General features: G+C 44.1%; 18 protein-coding genes and 1 pseudogene. 9 read left to right on the plus strand and 10 right to left on the minus strand.

What is annotated here, in order from left to right:
* Nucleotides 1-140 precede the first annotated feature (140 nt).
* A complete protein-coding gene (locus tag ACE1OE_RS01995; protein WP_449209919.1) occupies nt 141-2,738 on the plus strand; it encodes a hypothetical protein in 2,598 nt (865 codons plus the stop codon).
* 99 nt (nt 2,739-2,837) lie between these two features.
* Here the strand turns inward: ACE1OE_RS01995 and ACE1OE_RS02000 are convergent, their stop codons facing one another.
* The 4 genes from ACE1OE_RS02000 to ACE1OE_RS02015 form a co-directional block, all read right to left on the minus strand.
* Nucleotides 2,838-2,984, minus strand: a complete 147-nt coding sequence (locus ACE1OE_RS02000; RefSeq protein WP_157933708.1) for a hypothetical protein — start codon at nt 2,982-2,984, stop codon at nt 2,838-2,840.
* 227 nt (nt 2,985-3,211) lie between these two features.
* A complete protein-coding gene (locus ACE1OE_RS02005) occupies nt 3,212-4,144 on the minus strand; it encodes a LysR family transcriptional regulator (protein ID WP_449209920.1) in 933 nt (310 codons plus the stop codon).
* Nucleotides 4,145-4,172: 28 nt separating this feature from the next.
* Complete coding sequence (locus tag ACE1OE_RS02010; protein ID WP_102469086.1) at nt 4,173-4,655, minus strand: GNAT family N-acetyltransferase; 483 nt, start codon at nt 4,653-4,655, stop codon at nt 4,173-4,175.
* A gap of 242 nt (nt 4,656-4,897) precedes the next feature.
* On the minus strand, nt 4,898-5,809 hold the full coding sequence (locus tag ACE1OE_RS02015) for a LysR substrate-binding domain-containing protein (protein ID WP_449209921.1): 912 nt from the start codon (nt 5,807-5,809) through the stop codon (nt 4,898-4,900).
* Nucleotides 5,810-5,966: 157 nt separating this feature from the next.
* On the opposite strand from ACE1OE_RS02015, the gene ACE1OE_RS02020 reads away from it, so the two are divergent.
* The 6 genes and pseudogenes from ACE1OE_RS02020 (at nt 5,967) to ACE1OE_RS02045 (ending at nt 13,481) form a co-directional block, all read left to right on the plus strand.
* Nucleotides 5,967-6,362: a RidA family protein gene (locus ACE1OE_RS02020; protein ID WP_102469084.1), complete on the plus strand. Its 396-nt coding sequence runs from the start codon at nt 5,967-5,969 to the stop codon at nt 6,360-6,362.
* A gap of 154 nt (nt 6,363-6,516) precedes the next feature.
* On the plus strand, nt 6,517-7,977 hold the full coding sequence (locus tag ACE1OE_RS02025) for an aldehyde dehydrogenase family protein (RefSeq protein ID WP_449209922.1): 1,461 nt from the start codon (nt 6,517-6,519) through the stop codon (nt 7,975-7,977).
* Nucleotides 7,978-8,120: 143 nt separating this feature from the next.
* Nucleotides 8,121-9,110: a membrane dipeptidase gene (locus tag ACE1OE_RS02030; RefSeq protein WP_449209923.1), complete on the plus strand. Its 990-nt coding sequence runs from the start codon at nt 8,121-8,123 to the stop codon at nt 9,108-9,110.
* 249 nt (nt 9,111-9,359) lie between these two features.
* Nucleotides 9,360-10,859, plus strand: a pseudogene (locus tag ACE1OE_RS02035) (BCCT family transporter); the annotation flags it as partial.
* 142 nt (nt 10,860-11,001) lie between these two features.
* Entirely contained in the window at nt 11,002-12,753 is a 1,752-nt protein-coding gene (locus ACE1OE_RS02040) for a hypothetical protein (RefSeq protein ID WP_449209924.1), read from the plus strand.
* Nucleotides 12,750-13,481, plus strand: coding sequence for a DUF3726 domain-containing protein (locus ACE1OE_RS02045; RefSeq protein WP_449209925.1), 732 nt, complete (start codon nt 12,750-12,752; stop codon nt 13,479-13,481). The genes ACE1OE_RS02040 and ACE1OE_RS02045 overlap by 4 nt, the downstream gene beginning before the upstream one ends.
* A 165-nt stretch (nt 13,482-13,646) precedes the next feature.
* Here the strand turns inward: ACE1OE_RS02045 and ACE1OE_RS02050 are convergent, their stop codons facing one another.
* Entirely contained in the window at nt 13,647-14,405 is a 759-nt protein-coding gene (locus ACE1OE_RS02050) for an alpha/beta hydrolase (RefSeq protein WP_449209926.1), read from the minus strand.
* Between the two features lie 448 nt (nt 14,406-14,853).
* Nucleotides 14,854-15,009 (minus strand): hypothetical protein, encoded by a 156-nt coding sequence (locus ACE1OE_RS02055; protein WP_449209927.1) that lies wholly within the window; start codon nt 15,007-15,009, stop codon nt 14,854-14,856.
* Nucleotides 15,010-15,588: 579 nt separating this feature from the next.
* Between ACE1OE_RS02055 and ACE1OE_RS02060 the strand changes: the two genes are divergently transcribed.
* Entirely contained in the window at nt 15,589-15,876 is a 288-nt protein-coding gene (locus ACE1OE_RS02060; protein WP_449209928.1) for a hypothetical protein, read from the plus strand.
* Nucleotides 15,877-16,166: 290 nt separating this feature from the next.
* Here the strand turns inward: ACE1OE_RS02060 and ACE1OE_RS02065 are convergent, their stop codons facing one another.
* The 4 genes from ACE1OE_RS02065 to ACE1OE_RS02080 form a co-directional block, all read right to left on the minus strand.
* A complete protein-coding gene (locus ACE1OE_RS02065) occupies nt 16,167-16,634 on the minus strand; it encodes a YhcH/YjgK/YiaL family protein (protein WP_449209929.1) in 468 nt (155 codons plus the stop codon).
* 71 nt (nt 16,635-16,705) lie between these two features.
* Nucleotides 16,706-17,107: a hypothetical protein gene (locus ACE1OE_RS02070; RefSeq protein ID WP_102469073.1), complete on the minus strand. Its 402-nt coding sequence runs from the start codon at nt 17,105-17,107 to the stop codon at nt 16,706-16,708.
* Nucleotides 17,108-17,131: 24 nt separating this feature from the next.
* On the minus strand, nt 17,132-18,397 hold the full coding sequence (locus tag ACE1OE_RS02075; RefSeq protein ID WP_449209930.1) for an oligosaccharide MFS transporter: 1,266 nt from the start codon (nt 18,395-18,397) through the stop codon (nt 17,132-17,134).
* Between the two features lie 345 nt (nt 18,398-18,742).
* Entirely contained in the window at nt 18,743-19,750 is a 1,008-nt protein-coding gene (locus ACE1OE_RS02080) for an Ldh family oxidoreductase (RefSeq protein ID WP_449209931.1), read from the minus strand.
* A gap of 457 nt (nt 19,751-20,207) precedes the next feature.
* On the opposite strand from ACE1OE_RS02080, the gene ACE1OE_RS02085 reads away from it, so the two are divergent.
* Nucleotides 20,208-21,290 carry a glycoside hydrolase family 117 protein gene (locus ACE1OE_RS02085; RefSeq protein ID WP_449209932.1) on the plus strand — a complete coding sequence of 361 codons (1,083 nt, stop codon included), beginning with the start codon at nt 20,208-20,210 and terminating at the stop codon, nt 21,288-21,290.
* The last annotated feature ends 89 nt before the right edge of the window (nt 21,291-21,379 follow it).

Genomic DNA, 21,379 nt, shown 5'->3' on the forward strand with positions numbered 1-21,379 from the left:
CACAAAACCGTATAAAATCATGCATATGACACGCATCAATCATAGATATTTAATATGTAGTTATTTATAGTTTTGCCGCAAGTCTGGCTTATATAAACACTTGCTTACAATTATAATTAATGAAAAACAGGATGTTAAACATGACCAATATCTGGTTGTCTAAAAAAACATTGCTGGCAACAGCAATTTCTACAGTGGTACTAAGTGGATGTGGTGGGGATTCTTCCGAGACTTCATCATTGCCTAACAGTGGTTCGTTTACCGTCACCGCAATTGACGGTTATTTACAAAATGCGATTGTCAGTGTGGACACTAATAATAATGGTATTTGTGATTTAGTACTGATAAATCAAACTGACTTAAACGGTCAATTAAACATAGACAGCAAATACCAAGAAAATCAAATTTGTGTCAGCGCTGTGATGAACCAGACTATTGATTCATCTCGTGGCCCTGTTGCTAAGGCATTTGATTTAAAGGCTCCGCAAGGTTCGACTGTAATTACGCCTTTAACTGACCTCGTGGTTCAAAAAGTACAAGCGGGTACACCCCTTGACGAGGCAAAACTGCAAGTTGTCGCAAGCCTCACGGATGCAGGCTTGGTTGTTTCAGCTGAAGATGTCTTCGGTGACTATGTGAAACAAAGTAACAAACACCTTGAAGTTATCGGCGAAACTCTCGTTGATCACGCGCAAGGTGATAATGGCTTAGATATAGCGAAAGAAGTCGCTGGTTCCATCAAAGATAAAACATCCGATGAGCTTACTGATTACCAACCGAATATCGATTCTGACGGTCAAGGTAGCATTATTGTTACCCCGAACCATCGACCAAATAACCTTAAAGAACAATCGAATGTGGCTATTGAACTCGGTCAAATGACCAATTCAATTGATCTCACGACTTGGTTCAATGATAAAGATGGCGATCAAATTACCTATAGTATTCAATCCAATGATCAGGGCCCTGTATTAAGCATCATCGGAGATGGTAGTAGTATCATATCCACGGAAGCGACGGTCGCCGGTACCTTTACGTACTATGTATTTGCAACAGATGTTAATGGCGCTAAATCGCGCCCAGCTAAACTAATAGTAACAGTGACGTCTCCTGATCTTCCACCAACAGTAAACGATGATGCTCAATTGGCATTGCAGAAGGTATTCGATACTAATGAATTGATGCAGGGTATTGAATTTGATACGAGCTACACCGTTGACACCTTATTTAACGATGATGGCGAAAGTGACGTTACCCTATCAGCAAGAACCAATGCACCAGGGCTTATTGTCACCGCTCATCCCGGAGAGCAACGAATTACGCTGGCTGGGACACCAAGTAAAGCAGGCGCATACACCGTATCAATATCTGCAAAAGATGCCATAAACGCCGATATAGCAGAAGCAGTGTTCAATATCATCGTCGCCGAATCTAATATTGAAGTCCCCCATATATTAGAAGGACAAGTACTATACAAAATTGAAACTGATGAGTTCTATAAAGAGGTTTACTGTCAATCCATTAAACTAGAAGACGGTAAAATATGGTTTATTGACGACAGTGAAGCCACTCAACCTATCGACCCATTAAGCGCCTGTGCCGAACCTAGCATTGAAATTGGTCAATACACGACCGATGGTGAGACAATTTCCGGCACTTATATTAACGATGACAGCGCCACCTCAACACTAAGCATCAAAGCCGATCTAGTCGATGAGCAATCGGACGATAGTTCGTTATCATCCCGTTATGTTGTCAGTGTCAGCGATACTTCTGCTACCATTACCGAGCGTTCAAATGATATCTGGTATACGTCTAAATCAGACGCAGAGAAACACTTGGACTCAAAAGGCAATAATCAAGATTTCGTTTATTACTACCCAATGAAGAATGGTGGGTACAACATTGGGAAGGTGGGGATAGAGCTACAATCTGATGATGCTGACTTATATTTCGAAAGTGGTACCGTTAATTGGACGTGTAATGACGTATTAAGCACCTTTAAAACCTTTGCTTTATACAATGGCAATAAAGAGTTAGTTGCCAAATCAACGGAATGCTACGACATCAACTCAACACCATACCCAACAGAAAAAGCGGGCGATCTAGGTATTGATTTTGATTTTAACACCCCCCTCAACAAGGATGAACGTTACACTATTGCGGCGGTCCGTACAGACAGCACCTCAACGATTAGCTTCGGGGCTTCAATGCTATACACTGACAATTCCCTCAGTGCATGTTCGACAGGCGATAGCGGTTGGAATGACAATTTAGACCAGCCTGAATCCCTCCATACAGAAAACAGTTACATAAATGCTCTCGAAAGCTGTGGGCAAAGCGCTAATAGTTTAAGTATTGCTGATTTGTTCTCGGAGCAAAACCGCACCGTTAAGCTGCGTCGTATCGACCAAAACCCTAAAGAAACGGAATATATGCAGCTGTACCAAGAAGCCTATCAAGGTGACAATATGTACCTAGCGCTAGATGATGGAACCATTCGTACAAGTTGGTCACATAATGCCTCTTACGGTACGCTAGAATACTCGGTAGTCGAAGATACATTTAAGTTTGACGAAAGGTTAGCGATTACTGCCTATGACCCAGTTACAGGACTTGTTGCACTTAAAGGCTTCACTAAAATGACCGACTGGGACGACCTTGGCTTAGGTACGAAAGCTCAAGGTTACGGTAGTGTGTTCTCTGGTGTTTATGAAGTGACATTTAACAACCATTAAACCGGTTATTGGTTAATTAGTTAATTAGTTAATTACGGCAGAAAAGAATATTGTTCCTCTGTTCTGCCGTATTTCCCCGCCAAACATTATCGACGGTAGCTACAACAAAAAGTACTCACACAGTCTCTCTTCAATCCCAAAGAAACCAACCACGATGACAAAAAGGATCGCCAGTACCGAGACTAGAGTGTAAAGAACCTTATCATTGGGAACGCTATTAAGGGCTCGATATGTCAACCACGTCATGTTAGTCACTTCATTTGAAATTCATCGTGACCAAATAATACCAGCGGTATATGACAATGTGGTTGATGGTTACTGTTGATGTTTATTTTTGGAAAGCAGCTATCATTACGTGGCATTTCTTTCTGCCACCAACTGTGAGGTGGCTCTCATCCAAATCAAGCAACCTAGATTTCATCCGTCCAATCCAAAGGAATCCAAGCCATGCTCAATCTATTCAGTCATCATTCTTAATCGAGCTTGATTAACTCTTTCCCGAGTTGTTGTGTTTGCTTTAAGTGCTGCTGCAATAACATAAAACATTGGTCTCTGAACCATCGATGCTCAGGGTCGCTTTGATATTTGCTGTGCCAGAGTAAATAGTAGTGATGTTTTGGTTGCGGTAATGGCAACGGTTTAACGACGATGGAATGAGATTGAGCAAGCGAGCCCGCAATATGAAGTGGCGCAGTAACAAAGGCTTGTGATTGCACCACCAATTCACACGCTGATAAGAACGATGGTGTTTTGGCGAGCACGCGTCGCTCTTGCTCATGCAGATCAAACTGCTCACTCACGTATTGCCTCATTTCTTTCATCCCATGAACCAATACATGCTTTGCCAAAAAGTAGATGTCTTGTGTGAGATCAGCATGAGCCAACGGGTGGTCCTTCGACATGATGACCACATAATCATCCTCAATCAATTTCTTACCATGCACGTTATCAGGAAACTGATCGAGCGTGGTCGCCAATATATCAACGTCACCTTCATGCAACATGGTCAGATTTTGAGTTTGCCATAACTCACTATGAAAACTCGCTTCAGGGGCACTATCCATGATCGTACTGCAGATAAGGGGGACAATCGATTCAGAGAAAAATCCCGTGTAAGCCAGCGAAAACCTTCGTGAGCAATCACTTGGGACAAACTCAGAAGGATGATAAAGATCATCAATACTATTAAGCAGCATTGGCAGTTGCTCGAGTAATCGCTCACCTTTGGCACTAATAACAAACTGCTTACCTTCACGAATCAATATCGGGTCGTTAAAAGCCGTACGAATCTGAGATAACGTTCGGCTCATTGCCGATTGTGTCACGTTTAATCGGCTTGCCGCCAACGTGAGGCTTCGCGTTTCCAGTAAGACCAATAAAGGCCGCAACAACTTATAGTTATTCATTATCTCTCCCGCGTGGCAGACTCGCGCCTTACAATGACTTTAACATCCATACATCACAGCCATTGTGGAGCGTGCCTTCTAACGGTTGGGGTAAATGTTCAAAACCCAAATTCTCATACAGTCGAACGGCAGACGTCATGTTTGATAAGGTATCTAAATAGCAACGCTTAAAACCCGCCTGTTGTGCATACTCTAAACACGCATTCGCTAAACGTTTTCCTAATCCTAAACCGCGGGTTTCTTTTAACAAGAACAACTTCTTTAACTCACATGTATTATCATCGACGCCAAATGGAGCAAGGCCGCATCCCCCCACCACTTTTCCGTCCAACAATGCGACCAAATACAGGCTGCGATTGTGCTGAGTGTAATGTTGACTCATACATTCAACCTCGGGGTCAGAGGGACCAAATCCTTCCCCTACCGCGCCATATTCCAATCCAACCGATTTAATCACATCACATAACTTCGCGTCATATTGCGCTTCTACTTTCACAATGCTCATCTTCATCTTGCGTCTCCTTTAAGTGCCTCATCTATCTTACTTATGAAAAATAGCCTAGCGATGAAGGGCAACCTTAACCACAAGCGCGAACGGTCAACGACATCGACGACTCTTGGTTCTTCATTGTGTTTATTTACGTATTCTTCATCGCGTTGGAGACACTATAACGTCCTCAAGCGTTGATTAAAAATCACGTTAAGTGATAGCTTGCATGATTTTTTATCATTTTGGTTTGGATGTTGTCATGTTTAGCCACTGCCATGCTTAGGGTGCTCCTCTTCAGGTTGGTAGTTCAGATATTGTACGCACAAATCATAAAATGCTTGAGCTTGAGGAGAAATCGTCCGGTCAGCCAAACGAAAAATGCCAATTTGACGCTTAAGCGGCGGGTCAATCAATGGAATCCAGATCAATCGAGTTTCGTTGGTGGGAAAGGCCAATTTCGGTAACGTTGTGACCCCAATCCCCAACTCTAAGACAGAAAACAAAGAGGTGATATTTTCAACGGAATACAGCGCTTGTTCACTCAGCGCTCTTGCAGGCGTGGCATCTAACAACGTACACGTCCCATTGCGGATGAAAGGTTGTTCTAGCAGTGTCTGCCATTCAATACCCTCTGGGTTAGCGGCGAGAGGATTGTCTTTTAGACAGACGACCCCTATTTGGTCTGAAATCAAAGGGGTAAAATCAATCGACTCTTGCTCTAGATTCGAAGCGTTGCCAAGGGCGAGATCGACTTCACCGGATAATAATCTCGCCTCCACGCCCGCCGCGTTATCATCAATTAAACTGACTTCGACGTGAGGATACTGCTCGCAAAATGCCCCCAGCACACTAGGGATTAACTTAGCAGCCACCGATGGGACGCTGGCAATTCTTACTCTTCCTTGCTGACCAGCGGCGGCGGCGCGGAGATCATTGTCCAACGCACTATAGACATTAAGAAATTTACGTATCTTAGGTAAGCAGATTTCACCGAATGGCGTTAGGGTCGATTTATTACCGGATTCAAACAAAGGCTGCCCTAAAATTTTCTCCAATTCTTTAACCGATGTCGACAGCCCAGCTTGCGAACGATTCGCTCGATGAGAAGCGGCTCTAAACCCGCCTTCTTCGACCACCATCACAAAATGACTCAATTGTTGGAGCTTAATACGCATGGGGTCAGTTCCTCATCAGCCCTTTATTCACCTTGCTCAGCGCATGGTGATAAGTTTTTATTATCAAATGCACGATATTTACCGTTAGATTTATCATATATCAAAGGGCAGTATTTAACCATCTTGAAACATAGCCGTTACAAAGTAGGATTTATACGTGGACATTCAAACAAAGAAACAGCCTGTAAAAACTGCACTTTTTGCCTCGAAAGCCCCCCTAGAATGGGCAGTAGTCAACAACGGCACTCTCTATACTGCTCAGATCCCAATTGATGCAACAGGCGCGGTTGTCGAAGGTGGTATCGAAGCACAAACTCGCCAAACCTTTGCCAATCTCGCACATACTTTAGAGTGCGCAGGCGAATCCTTAGATTCTGTTTTGCAGGTACTTATTTATGTTACTGACCGCGACTACCTAAAAACGGTTAATGCTGTCTATGCAGAGCAATTTACCGCGCCATACCCGAACCGAGCCGCCATTGTTGTGGCTGGGCTAGCACGAGAAGAAATGCTGGTTGAGTTTGTGGTTTACGCCGCTGTCTCTGAAGGCTAGCACTCGAGCCCTTTATGGTTCGAATTCTTTTAAGACACTATTTATAAGGTAAGTCGCACTCCACTCTTGATGTTTATGGCGGCTTTTCTTCATTACTTTCAACATTAACGATCGTTGCCAGACTCATAGGCAACCAACTCGTGATAAGGACTCAATGATGACTCAACATACACTTCCTACAGAAAACGCGCTCTACATTGCCGGAGAATGGCAGTCAGGGATCAGCACCGTCGCCAATATTAACCCATCGGATATTACTGAAAACTTGGGGCAGTTTGCTCAAGCCAGCGAAGCACAGGTTGAGCAAGCCATTTCTGCGGCAAAACAAGCGCAACCAGAATGGGAAAAAACACCTATTGAACGTAAGCAAGCCGTATTGCAAGCGATTGGCGACGAGTTAATTGCTCGTTGCGATGAGCTCGGTACGCTACTTTCAAAAGAAGAAGGTAAGCCCTTCATGGAAGGTCGTGGCGAGATCTATCGTGCGGGCCAATTCTTTCAATATTTTGCAGCCGAAGTGCTCAGACAAATTGGCGACAGCGCCGATTCAGTCCGCCCGGGCGTTTCTGTCGAAGTCACGCGTGAAGCCGTCGGCGTTATCGCAATTATTTCACCTTGGAACTTCCCTACTGCGACGGCGGCTTGGAAGATTGCACCAGCCCTTGCCTTTGGTAACAGTATCATTTGGAAACCAGCGAACCTCACCCCTGCGAGCGCAGTAGCGTTGACAGAGATCATCCACCGCCAAGGTATCCCTGCGGGCACCTTTAACCTGGTTTTGGGCAATGGCTCTCAAGTCGGTAATACCCTCATTAACTCACCACATATCAACGGCGTGAGTTTCACTGGCTCAGTCGATACCGGTCGCAAGGTAGCGGCGGCTACCGCGCCAAACTTTGTCCGTTGTCAACTAGAGATGGGCAGTAAGAATGCACTCGTCATTGCTGACGATGCCGATATTCAGATTGCAGTAGAAGCCACCATCGCAGGGTCATTCTCTGGTGCAGGTCAAAAATGTACGGCCTCATCACGCTTAGTGGTCATGGATGGTATCCACGACGCCTATGTCGAAGCGCTCATTAAACGAATGGGCGAACTCAAAGTCGGCCACGCCCTTCAAGAAGGCATATTCATGGGACCCGTCGTAGACGGCAACCAATTAGACGCTAACTTCTCTTGGATTGACAAAGCACGTGACTGCGGCGCTGAACTGGCCTTTGGCGGGGAGCGTTTAAATCTAGAACATGAAGGGCACTACATGTCTCCCACCTTGTTCTTAAACACTAAAAATAGCTGGGAAGTCAACCAAGAAGAGGTCTTCGCCCCAATGGCAAGTGTGATAAGAGTAGCCGATCTCGATGAAGCCATTGCGACGACAAATGATACTCGCTTCGGCCTTACTGGCGGCATTATTACACAAAGCCTACGCAGCAGTGCATTGTTCAAGCAACAAGCTCAAACCGGCTGTGTCATGGTGAACTTGCCAACCGCAGGTACCGATTATCACGTCCCATTTGGTGGTCGAAAAGAATCCAGTTTTGGGCCGCGTGAACAAGGCCAATACGCCAAAGAGTTCTATACCGTCGTCAAAACCGCCTATCAACGCCCTTACTAAGAACCGATATACAGAGCCTTGTTAGGCAAGGCTCTTAACGCTCAGTAATAAAAACTTGCGCTAAGAAACTATTAGAAAAACGAGCGCTAAGAAAAAACCACGACAAAAAATCGACGATGAATCAGTGAGAGTGAGGAATGGCTATGTACCAACAAAGGATTGTTATTGATGGATTGCAGTACTGCAATTGGGATCGTGAGTATTTTCAAACGCTGCAAAGCAGTGGTATCACAGCGGTTCACGCCACCATGGTCTATCACGAAAATGCCCGTGAAACATTGACTCGCTTTGCTGAATGGAATTTACGATTTGAGCAAAATGCGGATCTCATCATGCCCGTGCATTCGATGGCCGATATTGAGTTGGCAAAAGCACAAGGAAAAGTGGGCATCTTCTTCGGTGCACAAAATTGCTCCCCAATTGAAGATGAAATCGGCCTAATCGAAGTCATGCGTCAGCAAGGCTTACTTATTATGCAGCTGACTTACAACAACCAAAGCCTATTGGCGACGGGCTGCTATGAGAGTCACGACAGTGGTGTGACACGCTTTGGTAAACAAGCTATCGAAGAAATGAATCGTGTCGGCATGATCGTTGATATGTCGCATAGCGCCGAGCGTTCAACACTAGAAGCCATTGACCTCTCTTCTCGACCAATTTGTATTAGCCATGCTAACCCAACTTTTGCTTTCGATGCGCTTCGCAACAAATCCAACGATGTCATCAAAGCACTCACCGCTCGTGGCGGTTTGATTGGGTTCAGTTTATACCCTTTTCATCTGCCTAATGGCAGCCAATGTTCACTGGATGATTTCTGCCACATGGTGGCCTCTACGGCCGACATGGTCGGAATCGAGCATCTAGGAATAGGCAGTGACCTGTGCTTAAACCAACCCCAAGAAGTCTTAGAGTGGATGCGAAACGGGCGTTGGTCCAAAGCCATGGACTATGGCGAAGGGTCTGCGAGTAACTCAGGATGGCCTGACGCCCTGCCTTGGTTTTGTGGCAGCGCAGGCATGGAAAACATTTACAACGGATTAATACGCCATGGATTCAATGAGTCTGAGGCAGGAAAAATACTGGGTGAGAATTGGTTCAACTTCTTACAACAAGGATTAGAGCCTATTTCGTAAAGCCGTAGCCCAAACATGGAACAGCCCGCTCAATACAAAAACAATAGAGCTGGTGTTAAATACAACTCTTGTCGTGAGCCATTTCGGTCATAACAAAGAAACCTCTGGAGTCAGAGTATGTCAAATCTAACCAACAACGTGAAAGCTTCAACGATCAAAGCTTCAAAGTTGCAGCCCGCAGAAATGTCTTCTGCCAGTGCGTCAGGCGGTCCATCAAAGACCGATAGCAGCATAGGAAGCACATACGAAAACCTCGGGTTAAGCAATCCAGCGTTTTGGTACAGCGGTGGATTCATCGGGCTATTTGTCGCACTGGCCTTGTACGATGCAGAGCTGCTATCGACAATGGTTAACACCGGATTCTCGTGGTCCGTTAATGTCTTTGGCCCTTACTGGCAACTCTTGCTACTTCTGACTTTTCTTATTGGTCTTGCGCTTGCCGCAGGGCGAACAGGCAAAGTCATTCTTGGCGGGGTCACCACACCTGAGATGGACACCTTTCGCTGGGTCGCCATCATATTCTGTACCTTACTCGCCGGGGGCGGCGTATTTTGGGCGGCGGCAGAACCTATCGCCCACTATGTCAGCCCTCCTCCTTTATATGGCGCGCAAGAAAGTACTTACCAAGGTGCGGTGAATGCACTATCGCAGTCCTTTATGCACTGGGGATTCTTAGCTTGGGCAATCGTGGGTAGCTTAACCTCAATTGTTGTGATGCACCTTCATTACGATAAAGGTTTGCCTCTTAAGCCTCGCATTCTGTTGTATCCAGTTTTAGGTGAGCGCGCGCTAAAGGGCCACACCGGTGCGCTGATTGATGCCTGTTGCATCATCGCAGTCGCGGCAGGAACGATTGGTCCCATCGGTTTCTTAGGCTTGCAGATCAGTTACGCACTCAATGCTTTGTTTGATATCCCCGACGGCTTCACTACCCAGCTCATTATTGTTAGTTTTGCCATTGTTTTGTACACCTTGTCAGCGTTAAGTGGTCTGAATCGCGGCATGCAGATGCTCAGTCGCTATAACGTGATTCTCGCCGTTGCCCTGATGATCTACATTCTGATTTTCGGACCTACGGATTTCATCATTAACGGTTACATTCAAGGTGTGGGCAGCATGCTCGACAACTTCTTACCAATGGCAACCTATCGTGGTGATGAAGGATGGCTAAGTTGGTGGACCGTGTTCTTCTGGGGTTGGTTCCTAGGGTATGGCCCTATGATGGCGATCTTCATTGCACGTATCTCTCGAGGTCGAAGCATTCGCCAGCTAGTCTCTATCATCAGTATCGTCGCACCGCTTGTCACCTGTTTTTGGTTCACCATCGTAGGTGGCTCTGGATTGGCATTTGAGATTGCCGCCCCAGGTAGCGTCAGTAAAGCGTTTGAAGGATTCAACTTACCTGGGGCGCTCCTTGCCATGACGCAGCAGCTGCCGTTTCCGATGCTGACATCTATCTTATTTTTGATTCTCACTACGATCTTTATTGTGACGACCGGTGACTCGATGACCTACACCATCAGCGTGGTGATCAGTGGTGAAACCGAACCTAATGCCGTCATACGAACATTTTGGGGTGTGATGATGGGGGTGACAGCGTTAATTCTGATTTCCCTTGGTTCCGGCGGCATCTCCGCGTTGCAATCATTCATTGTTATCACAGCGGTCCCCGTTTCATTAATTCTGTTGCCGTCCCTATGGAATGCGCCACAGATTGCGATGAAGCTCGCCAAGGAACAAGGCTTGTAACACCAGCACGCAAAAAAGCAAACCGTCAAACAAATGAATATACATTTGAGACGCGAAACATGCGCTTGAAACACGCACTTGAAACATAGGTAGGGCGAGGTCACTCGCCCTAACACGAACATCAACCAATACTATAATTAAAATGGTGGTGAGCAAAATGGATGCACATCCTTCAACTTACACGACTACCCTACACACCGCTCGCTCGGCTAACATCGTCATGGCGCCAGAAAGATTGGGTGCAATGCACCAAAATCGAATCAGCTTCGTTCGCACTATGATTCGAAAAATGGCTCAGCAACAATGGAAAGTATCCAAACACGATTGGCAACTTTCGCCTCAAGGCTTTGGTCACGTCATCTATAAACTGACAACGCCTAATCATTGCTATCACTTGGTCGTTTTTTGCGATGAGATTGCCGATGAAGATCGCAACGATCGCGTCATTGCCGAACGCTGGGATGTGACTTTTGCACTTATTTCAGGTGACGTTGACGTTCACTTACTTGAGCAGCTTCGCGCAAATGTCCCTTTACAAGAAGCCGGTCGAAATCCCAACAACGTTCTGGTATTGGCTCGTGCTAACAAAAGTGTTCGCGTGTTCGATCACATCGTGAGTCATTTGGCTCAAGGGAATCAGCCTTGCCCGCAAGAATTAGCAGAAGTAGGTTATATTCTTAGGACTACCGCAGTATATGGCAACGGTAAATTTGGTATTGCCGATTTTAAATTGCTTGAACAAAACGCGGATTTTAGTCAATCGTTCAGTGCTCAAATGTGTGCGGTGTACCTGCTTCGTGAATTTAGTTTGGACTGGGTTAATTACCTCGCTAACCAGCTGGGTGGACCCCGATCTGCTACCTTGCATCGAGAGCTGCAACGCTACCTAGGCGTCGGTAATGCAACAGGTCTCGGGATGGCCCCCTACTTGATAAACCACCCAACCATTGTTGACCGTTGGATGACCACTCGTGAACAGGCCTTGGCTGAGGTTTTACAAAGCCTAACCAGTAAAGAAAAGCTAGCTAGGTTACAACCGCTAATAGCCAAAGCAACATTGCACCTACAGCAAGTAGTGACCATCAATGACACACAGCGCCAATACAATAGTGAAGCTATTGAACACCTCAAACAATTTGATCGTCACCTCAATACGTGGGTTGACCATCAAACGACATGGGCACAGCTGCTCAAACAGGCACCGCAAATAGCACTAGAGGCGGAAGAAGTGGTTTTGTCATGTTTGATGGAGATATACCCTGATCTTGTCGATGTCTATCAAGATAAAATGAATAGCGACGAAACCTTGTTTCTGCCAAGCGGAAAAAAGATACAGGATCTATTAGCGGTACTCAATACCTCCTATCAATGGGCCATTAACGTTGATTTCAGTCAGCCAGAAAATCAATACTGGTTTTGGTATCGTTCACAAGACAAAGAAGAGCCAAGGTTAGGCATTCGTGGCGTAGAAAATGGGGAAGAGAAGGAGCTCCCTCTCGATATTGCCCGTCAGGTTAATCGCCTTTATCACGCCTTATGTGACCATCAACCAGACCTGTCCTTAGCGGAGTTTCTGGTGCTTCACCCCCAACACAGAGCCATTGCACGACGCGTTTGGACATTGGGTCATAAACAGATGGGTGATATTCAAATGAATGTCTTACATCGAGATGCACTTCCCATGCACCTGCTACGCTGCAAGCTTGCCGTGTTTGGTGCAACTAAATTTGATCCTCGCTCAGACCGCTGGGTGCGCGTGACCTTTTTCCAAGGCGCGCCATTGCTCGACGAAATTCACAATCAAACGTATCAAGATGACTGGATATTCCCGTTACTGCCAAGCCATGAGCAACTGCAAAACAACGGATCGATACAAGGAGGAAATGCGCTATGATCGTCTCTCACAATGAACTTGTCGCCGCCGTCAACAAGGCGTTTCTCGGTATGCGCCGCTCATGTGGAGAGGCTGACGTCATCGCTAACATGGTCGCAGATTTACAAATGGTGGGATTACATGGTGTCCGCCACTTCAATAATGCGAGCGCCTATATTGATCATGACCAAGATTGCCCCGCGGATATCACGCAGACCGCACAAGGGCTCATCACCGCAGACTTGCACCGCTGCAGCGTAGCCTGCCACCTTCCCGTCATCATAGACTACGCGATTGAGAAAATGATTGGCTCGAAAACGATGAAAATAGAGCTAACGCACTGCCACAACCGCTGGCTGGCCTACAGCGAACTAGTCAAACTAGCCGCAAAAGGGATCGCGTGTTCGGCCAAGTGGACCAATGGCAGCAGTCCTAAACATACCATGTACATCCTCAATCGAGGGTGTGTTGCCCCAGAATTGTTTTTATCCGATGTATTAGCCACCGATCTGCTCGATTGTCACAGCATGACCATCGAATTATCAGTGCAAGATTTTGATGTGCAGGCGTTATCAGACGGGTACAGCGTTCATATCGACGCCAACGAACTGTCTCAAGCGCAACACAATGCCTGGCACAACGGCATAACGGTAGACGATCAGGAGTGGCTGCAGTTAAAACAAACGGCCACGGCAATATTGGTGGAAAACAGTGAGCAATCGATAAAGGGCGCGGGTGAAGTCGCGTGATCTTAATAGTTCACAAGGTTACACATTTCGAACTTTCTAAACAGAAGCCTTAATCTTATGGCTTATGGCTTATGGCTTATGGCTTAGCTTTAAGCATTCCCCAGTTATATTACCCGTCAAAAACACGTAATTAACTGGGGACATAGCTATATAGACAAAGATTACCTAGTCACTTGCAAAGCCAAACGCATCTAACTCACTTTTTGTTAAGTAATGCATCCCATTTGGCGGCGCTGCCTCTAGTGTAAAAAAGTAAAACCCTGCAGGGTCAGGTAATCCCATCTCTTTGTAATAAGTAATATATGGCGTATGTTCTCGATCCGTTTTAGATAGCTCACCACCTGACACACCCTCATCATCGGCCCATGAATGCACACCAATTTTAGCACCTACCTCGATGCGTCGCTTAACCCCAGATAAGAATAAATCCGTCCCACCCGATGCGATGTGACCATTGGAGCCAATGGACGTATTTAAACCGAGCTTGCGTATCAAATACGCGAGCTTTAAATTGGTTTCATCATCAATGGAACCTGGTAAATCGACGAAATCTAGAGTGTTAATCTGTTGGTTATATTTAATAAACTGCTCAAAGGCACCTAATGAACCATCACAAATTACGCCATTAAGCTGTGCGACATCACCATAAGCAGAAAAGGTTAGCGGTCGGTCACCCTCTAAGGACTCCGAGCAGACTGAGACCACATTGTTATGACGATTCGCTTGATAGGATTCGAACACTTTATTGCAATCACTGTCAGTCATCAGTAGTGAGCACTGGACCAAAGCATCATTGTCATCATCACTAATGAATAATGTCTTGTCCTTGTAGACATATTCCACCCCTTCATATTCAAAATGCTTATCAGCGGCACACGCGGTAACAACACTCGAAAGTACTGCAACCAGTAGTATTTTTTTCATTTGAAACCCTTTCTTCCTTTCATCTGCCATGACAAAAAACCCATACACACGATTTTATGACTGTCCCTAGTAAAGCGTTGTATTCATCGCTTCAAGAACCGTTTATATCGAGAAATACATTATCAAGGTAATAGAGCTACATCTGTAAGGGTTTGTCTTTATTATTTATTCTTAAGTACGGATAAGATCATTAGCCAGAATGGCACAGTCCATTATTATGATTCACGCTATATAGGTTATAGGTTATAGGTTATAGGCAATTCAAAGCACTCATTTAAGTATTAAAATTTGTCACAGGATGGCAACCGAAAAACGAGGTGGCGACAGGCGTAATAAATATAGGTATTGCTAGGGGATTGTTGGCGCTAACGACCGGTGGTTACTTGCTTGATTCCTTGATTAATTACCAACCCTAGAGGCTTACCAAGGCTGGTATTCATCGATATTTTTACGAACATGAACCACAACAACCAGTAGGTGTATCATGCTTAATTTTTTTCTCTATACTGTTGTTTTCTTTTGATTCTTCACTCGATTTAACTTGCTTAGGTTCAGTCGATTTCGTTTCTTTATTTTGAAAATTTTTTTTAATTGATAGCGTCATGTTTCATTCCAAATTGGTATTGATAATGGGCTCACAATACCAGAGTAAAATAGTCAAGTATTGATCTTGCACATGTTTTCCGTGCTATTTCTTTTCTCTTATGAGCTCCCTACTCACGAACTGTCTACAGATTCAAACGTTTACTCATGTAAGCGTTTGAATCTAATGATGGTTTCAATAAATCGCTCTTCTTTCCTTTTTCTGACCTCCTCCTATTTGCGTTTCCCAATGCTTGTCAGCCGGCAAGCCTTGAATAGAAATCAGCGATGAGTATACGTCGCTCATCCCCCTATTCACTGGGCGTTATTTCTAAGCATTATTGATTAATAGTGGTGCAACGTAATAACAAGGCGAAAAGAATATCGCTTTATATCCTCTCACACACGAACACCCTCATTTTCAATTTCTTTTTAACGCCATCACTCACCACACGTTTACTCTTGCACACATGCAATTATGAAGTGGAATTCAAGATATTTATCGAAAACAAGGTCATGAATATACTCTCCCTCATCAACACGGCACTGCGCCCAACTTTAATTTAAAAGAGAGAAACACAATTGAGCATTCTGTGGCTTGATGAGAATAACCTCGTTGAACGCTACGTTGTCGATTATCCGCCATGACCAAACCAGCGAGTCAGGTTCGGTGTTCACTCGAATTACACCTTATGTACAATTGTCTGAAACACCAGCTTATTGTCAAACCGGTCCATCAGTCATGGGCGCCCATGACCCAATCATGACAACATGGAGCGAAGAGCCTACAGGAAACGGCGCAATCACTCACCGTCCATCAGAAGTGGTTAACCGAGGCTTGTTTGGTTTCATCCCTGGTTATGGTCACGAAGACATCATGCTACGCTAAGCAAACCGCCTTCATCGCTCAGTAAACCATCTTTATCGCTCAACAAATTACGTTCAGCATTTAGACAGGTGAGTTTCGTTCCTCACAATACAAAACGAAACCATCATGAGTAACCCAAAAGGCGAGATAAAAATAGAAGCTTATTTTTATCTCGCCTCGATACTATTCGACTATTTGGTTAAGTATACGGGAAAACGTTAGGCATAAACTCACTGAAATACTAATAAGGTCTGAAATTAACTTCATCTAGTAAACTCTTACTATTCTACATCCTTGACTTAACCACATCGTCACCAGCCTAAAAGATCAATTGGTATTTTTACAATCGCTTTCTTTACTTGCATCGGCTGCTCACTTGCACATAATGGACGATGGACTTGGTTAGGGTAAAACAAAGCAAAATCCCCATTTTGTAACGATACAAATTGTTCTTGTTCGACCGTATCAAAAAACATCACATCACTTTCCAACTCCATAATACCTTTATATTTAGTCTCTAAATGGTTGCTAAACCCAATTATTTCATTGCCTTCCAAAACAATCTGTATATCAGCGTAGCATTTATGAATCTCTGCTTTGCGCGCACTTTTTTCCTGTGTTTCAGCTTCTGCCAAGACAACAAACACGCCTTCTGTTCCTAATTCATACCTGCCTAAAGGATTGTGCTTAGAGACTTCTATTGCGCTTGTTATCAAAGTTTTAATCTCAGGTTTGACATACGGAAGTAGGTCAAGATTGTTTACATTACCGAATAACATATTTTATCTCGAATAAAAATAGGGGTTCGAAAGAACCCCTCTATTTGACTGACTCTTATAATTTAATGACTCTAAAAGTTTTGATGGAAAGCAACATTATTCTTCAAGTTAATAATTTGCTTCAACACTACATCTTCTGGTGCATCACGTTTATATTTTGTTGAATCTTTTGTATCCATGAACAGGCTAAACACCTCATAACCATGATTTTTAGCTGCTTGGTAAAAATACTCCAAATCACTATTCTTGGAAAAAGAGTTAGTAACGGCAATATTATCGACATTATCTCTCATCAGCTGTAACACTGATTCCCTACAATATTCATCAGCATGAATCTTTAACTTTTCATCATATTTATTTTTGCCATAGCTCGCATAGTAATCCCAGCACGAAACGACGTTATTACTAATCGTGTTGGCAAATTCCGTTTTACCAGTACCGAATGGGCCACGAACAATATATAAAAATTTCATTGATTATTACTCCGGAAAATTATCTTACGCTACTACAGGCTCTTTTTCTTGTTCTGCTATTTTTTTTGGTGAACTAAGAGTAAACATCGCTAATACCGTCGCTGCGGCTGCAAATACTCCAAAATAGATATAACTCATTGGGAAACCATATGTATCATACATTGTGCCCATTACTGGTGCCGCAATCGCTGTCATTAAGTTATTAATAACTTGAAATCCGAACATGTAAGTAAAAGAGTTGACTTTTTTATCAAACTGTTCAGCAATATAAGCAAAAACAGACACAATAAGTAATGGGTTAACGATACCAAATAATAGTTTAGCTATCACAGCAAGGTATAGATTCTTTTCGCCAAGACCAGCAAAACCTATCATCAACAAGAACGATGTGATACCAACAGCAGTAAGAAGCAAGCTTCCTTTCGCTCCAATCTTCTTAATAATGAATGGCACGCTAGCACTGACAGCGAACAAGAAAATAGCGGTAATCCCGTCCATATTTGAACTGAACGTAATACCTTCTTCTTGCGTTGGAAAGAAGCTAATAAAATAGCGAGTAAACTGTGTCATCGACGTCCAAAAAACAACCGAAATGGTGCCAGCGTAAGTCATAAACGCCCACATCTTCTTATTTTTCAGTAATTTAATGACATCTTCTTTTCTGATTTTTTCAGCTGACAATACTTCATTATCCACTTCATCCAAGTGACTGACTCGCAATGAGAAAGCAAAGAACAACATAAGCAATGCGGCAATACTGCACGCAACAAAGATAAGATCTGGATTAATGTTATAAAGATAACCAGCAAGAATAGCGGATGCACCCCAAGCTGCAATACCAAAACCATTCACTAAGCCAAAGTCATTATTATGGCAACGGGCAAATCGGTCTGAATAAGAAGCTATGACACCACTACCTGCTTGGAATAACATGCCTAAATAGATTGAACCCACAATGATCCCTGGCACAAACGTGGCTTCATTACTTAATAGTGGCCCGTAAACATAGATATAGAACGGACCAATCAACACACTTAGAACAGCAATAAAATAAAGTAAGTGTTTCTTAAGACCTAATTTATCCATGATGTAACCCATGGCAGGCTTAAATAAAACCGCAATACCGGTTTGCAACCCAAACAGCACACCAATTTGCGAGCCATCAATGCCAACGCTATCGTTCAGCCACACTGCAAATAGTGAACCTGAGCTCAAAGACCAAAAAAAGTTATAAAAAAAGTACATAAGGCAGACTTTGCCCATAGCCACTCTATTCGAATCGGTTTTCATATTTACTCCGTTATATACCTAAACAGTCATTACTTTGACATGCCTAAAAATTTCTAATAGTGATATTACAGCGTGATAGATGAGCAGACAGTGACAGGTGTAACACTTTGCAATATTGGATGACATTTATATCAAATCTGGTCAACCAAAGACAAGAATATAAGAATTCTATTTATAAAAAAAGATGTAGAACCAAGGAAAGTAAAGGATGGAGGCAATTGCAATAGGGTATTAACCAATATATTAAGACAGAGTAAATAAGTGCCAATAGATATAATTAGTTTCAAACAAAAAAAGGCGAGCAATGATCATCAAAGCTCGCCTTGTCGCAAATAATAACGAATTCTAGCTAGTCAGAAACTCGTATACCCCCCCTGCGACAGGAATTCCTTTCTCTAAGCAATCTGATTTGTAATCCATTTGAGGATCATTTGGCGCAAGCACTTTGTCCACACCTGGCGCAGGTGTTACTTCTCTTAGTTCACATACCATTGTCGCCATAGAGCGAGCAAACAACGGTGTACCCAACCTTTCAGGGTTTATTACAATTACCAGACTTGCTAACTCGCGCATTTTGTCGTAATCGCTGTACATTCCAATGATGTTGTTACCGTAATTGGCTCCCATCAAAATTCCAGTCAGCGCATCGATCGCCAATGCAATACCGGAACCCTTATGACCACCAAAAGGCAGTAAATTCTCCACTTTATGTGGATCGGTCGTTTCGTTGCCATCGGCATCGATGGCAACGCCTAGCGGAATTTGATCGCCCGTTTCTTTTGCATGTAGCAACTTACCAAACGCTGTCGCACTGGTCGCCATATCGATAATCATTGGATGGCTTCCCTCGACAGGAAACCCAAACGCGATTGGGTTTGTTCCCAAGAACCGTCCGACTCCACCATGGGGAGCCATGCAAGCATCGGTTTGAGTCATACCTATGCCGATCATCCCAGATTCAGTTGCCATGTTCATAAAATAAGAAAGTGCACCACAGTGAGACGCTTTCTTAATACTGACAAATCCAAGTCCAGTATCACTTGCCATTTCAATAGCATGTTTCGTTGCCGCGACAAGAGCAGGATGCCCCAAACCATCATCAGCATCTAATATTCCAACAGAAGGTGATATGGGCTCGAAACGATGTTCAGTAGCAGCATTAAGGCCGCCAGCCAACACTCGCTGACAGTAATGTTCGACTCGCATAACACCGTGAGAATGAACACCCGTTAGGTCAGCGTATATCAATACATCAGCCACACACTCCGCATCGAGTACTGAAAACCCTGCTTCGACAAGCTTTTGAGTCGCCATGTTTCTCAGCACTTCTTCCTTCACCCTAACTGTTGTCATATATGCCTCTTAAAACCGTGTATTAAATCGTGTTATTCACTAACAAGCCGTGTTTATCATCATATCAACAGTGCAAATGACACCATGGTTAACCAATGAGCGTTATTTATAATTGATAGTTTGATGAATTTCAGTGATCACAATCACATGGCTCACCAAATCACTATAATTGGACAACCAGTTGATCGATTTTTGTTCGTGATATGTCTGTTATTGTACTTATTTGCGCTCTTATTATTGTAATTGAAGTGGCTTATAATCATTATGCATGCCGAAAAATCAGGCTAACAACAACCAACATACCAATAAAGGCGGACTATCGTGACGATTATTGTCCGTTAGTGAAAATTACGTGCGCCTTGTCACGCTACTTGTCTCTCTTACTTACTACATATTGCACCAAACTTAAAATTGGTTTACCTTTGCCGCAGATTCAATATTATTCTCAGAGGTAGATATGGACAATTCAGGGAAAAAACTCAGCCTCGCTAGTCGTCGCGCGATCGAGTTGGGTTATGATAAAAAAGGCCCGGAGTGGATGGTTGAGTTCGATGTCATCGATCTCAAAGGCGATTTCGAGTTCGAAGACGGTGTCATTAGAAGAGATCCAACAGCGGTCATTCAAGTCGACAATACCTACCATTGTTGGTACACGAAAGGGGAAGGTGAAACACTCGGGTTTACCGGGGATATCAACGCTAAAGTGTTCCCCTGGGATCTTACCGAGGTATGGCATGCCAGCTCAGAAGATGGCATCACCTGGAAGGAAGAAGGACCCGCGATTCAAGCCGGCTCACCCGGCGAATATGATGATCGTGCCGTCTTTACACCGGAAGTCCTTGCCCATGAAGGCCGGTACTACCTTGTTTACCAAACGGTTAGATCGCCTTACACCAACCGCCAATATGAAGAAATCGCAATGGCATGGGCAGACAGCCCATTTGGACCTTGGACCAAAACCGAGGCACCTATTTTAAGCCCTTCGAAAGACGGCGAGTGGAGTGGTGAAGAAGACAATCGATTTATCGTGAAATCAAAAGGCAGCTTTGATAGCCATAAGGTCCACGATCCATGTTTAATGTTCTTCGACAATAAGTTCTACCTTTACTACAAGGGTGAAACAATGGGCGAAGAAATGAACATGGGGGGTCGTGAGATCAAGCATGGTGTAGCCATTGCTGACCATATCTTAGGTCCATACATCAAATCTGAGTACAATCCGATATCCAATAGTGGTCATGAAGTGGCGGTGTGGCACTACAACGGAGGTATCGCATCTTTAATCACAACAGATGGCCCTGAAAAGAATACCATTCAATGGGCAAAAGATGGCATAAACTTCGAAATCATGTCCTATATAAAAGGGGCACCCGAAGCATTGGGTATCTTCCGCTCTGAAGAGTCAGGCTCGACGCTCGAACCGGGTTTAGAGTGGGGACTGTGCCATAAGTATGACCCATCTTGGAACTGGAACTTCATCTGTCGATACCGTATCAAGCGACAAGTACTGGACATCGGCACCTTCCAAAACAGCAACTAATTGGACGTGAACTCACCACGTATCATCTCTGCACGTTAGAGATGATACGTCGCCCTATTTTAATCAACACAAAGTCTCATCACGTAAAC

The organism is Vibrio sp. E150_011 (assembly GCF_053544015.1).

What these genes read in the sequence shown, in the direction of transcription:
- ACE1OE_RS01995 (WP_449209919.1), top strand. Translation starts at nt 141, where the DNA reads ATGACCAATATCTGGTTGTCTAAAAAAACATTGCTGGCAACAGCAATT.
- ACE1OE_RS02000 (WP_157933708.1), bottom strand. Translation starts at nt 2,984, where the DNA reads ATGACGTGGTTGACATATCGAGCCCTTAATAGCGTTCCCAATGATAAG.
- ACE1OE_RS02005 (WP_449209920.1), bottom strand. Translation starts at nt 4,144, where the DNA reads ATGAATAACTATAAGTTGTTGCGGCCTTTATTGGTCTTACTGGAAACG.
- ACE1OE_RS02010 (WP_102469086.1), bottom strand. Translation starts at nt 4,655, where the DNA reads ATGAAGATGAGCATTGTGAAAGTAGAAGCGCAATATGACGCGAAGTTA.
- ACE1OE_RS02015 (WP_449209921.1), bottom strand. Translation starts at nt 5,809, where the DNA reads ATGCGTATTAAGCTCCAACAATTGAGTCATTTTGTGATGGTGGTCGAA.
- ACE1OE_RS02025 (WP_449209922.1), top strand. Translation starts at nt 6,517, where the DNA reads ATGATGACTCAACATACACTTCCTACAGAAAACGCGCTCTACATTGCC.
- ACE1OE_RS02030 (WP_449209923.1), top strand. Translation starts at nt 8,121, where the DNA reads ATGTACCAACAAAGGATTGTTATTGATGGATTGCAGTACTGCAATTGG.
- ACE1OE_RS02040 (WP_449209924.1), top strand. Translation starts at nt 11,002, where the DNA reads ATGGTGGTGAGCAAAATGGATGCACATCCTTCAACTTACACGACTACC.
- ACE1OE_RS02045 (WP_449209925.1), top strand. Translation starts at nt 12,750, where the DNA reads ATGATCGTCTCTCACAATGAACTTGTCGCCGCCGTCAACAAGGCGTTT.
- ACE1OE_RS02050 (WP_449209926.1), bottom strand. Translation starts at nt 14,405, where the DNA reads ATGAAAAAAATACTACTGGTTGCAGTACTTTCGAGTGTTGTTACCGCG.
- ACE1OE_RS02055 (WP_449209927.1), bottom strand. Translation starts at nt 15,009, where the DNA reads ATGACGCTATCAATTAAAAAAAATTTTCAAAATAAAGAAACGAAATCG.
- ACE1OE_RS02060 (WP_449209928.1), top strand. Translation starts at nt 15,589, where the DNA reads ATGAGAATAACCTCGTTGAACGCTACGTTGTCGATTATCCGCCATGAC.
- ACE1OE_RS02065 (WP_449209929.1), bottom strand. Translation starts at nt 16,634, where the DNA reads ATGTTATTCGGTAATGTAAACAATCTTGACCTACTTCCGTATGTCAAA.
- ACE1OE_RS02070 (WP_102469073.1), bottom strand. Translation starts at nt 17,107, where the DNA reads ATGAAATTTTTATATATTGTTCGTGGCCCATTCGGTACTGGTAAAACG.
- ACE1OE_RS02075 (WP_449209930.1), bottom strand. Translation starts at nt 18,397, where the DNA reads ATGAAAACCGATTCGAATAGAGTGGCTATGGGCAAAGTCTGCCTTATG.
- ACE1OE_RS02080 (WP_449209931.1), bottom strand. Translation starts at nt 19,750, where the DNA reads ATGACAACAGTTAGGGTGAAGGAAGAAGTGCTGAGAAACATGGCGACT.
- ACE1OE_RS02085 (WP_449209932.1), top strand. Translation starts at nt 20,208, where the DNA reads ATGGACAATTCAGGGAAAAAACTCAGCCTCGCTAGTCGTCGCGCGATC.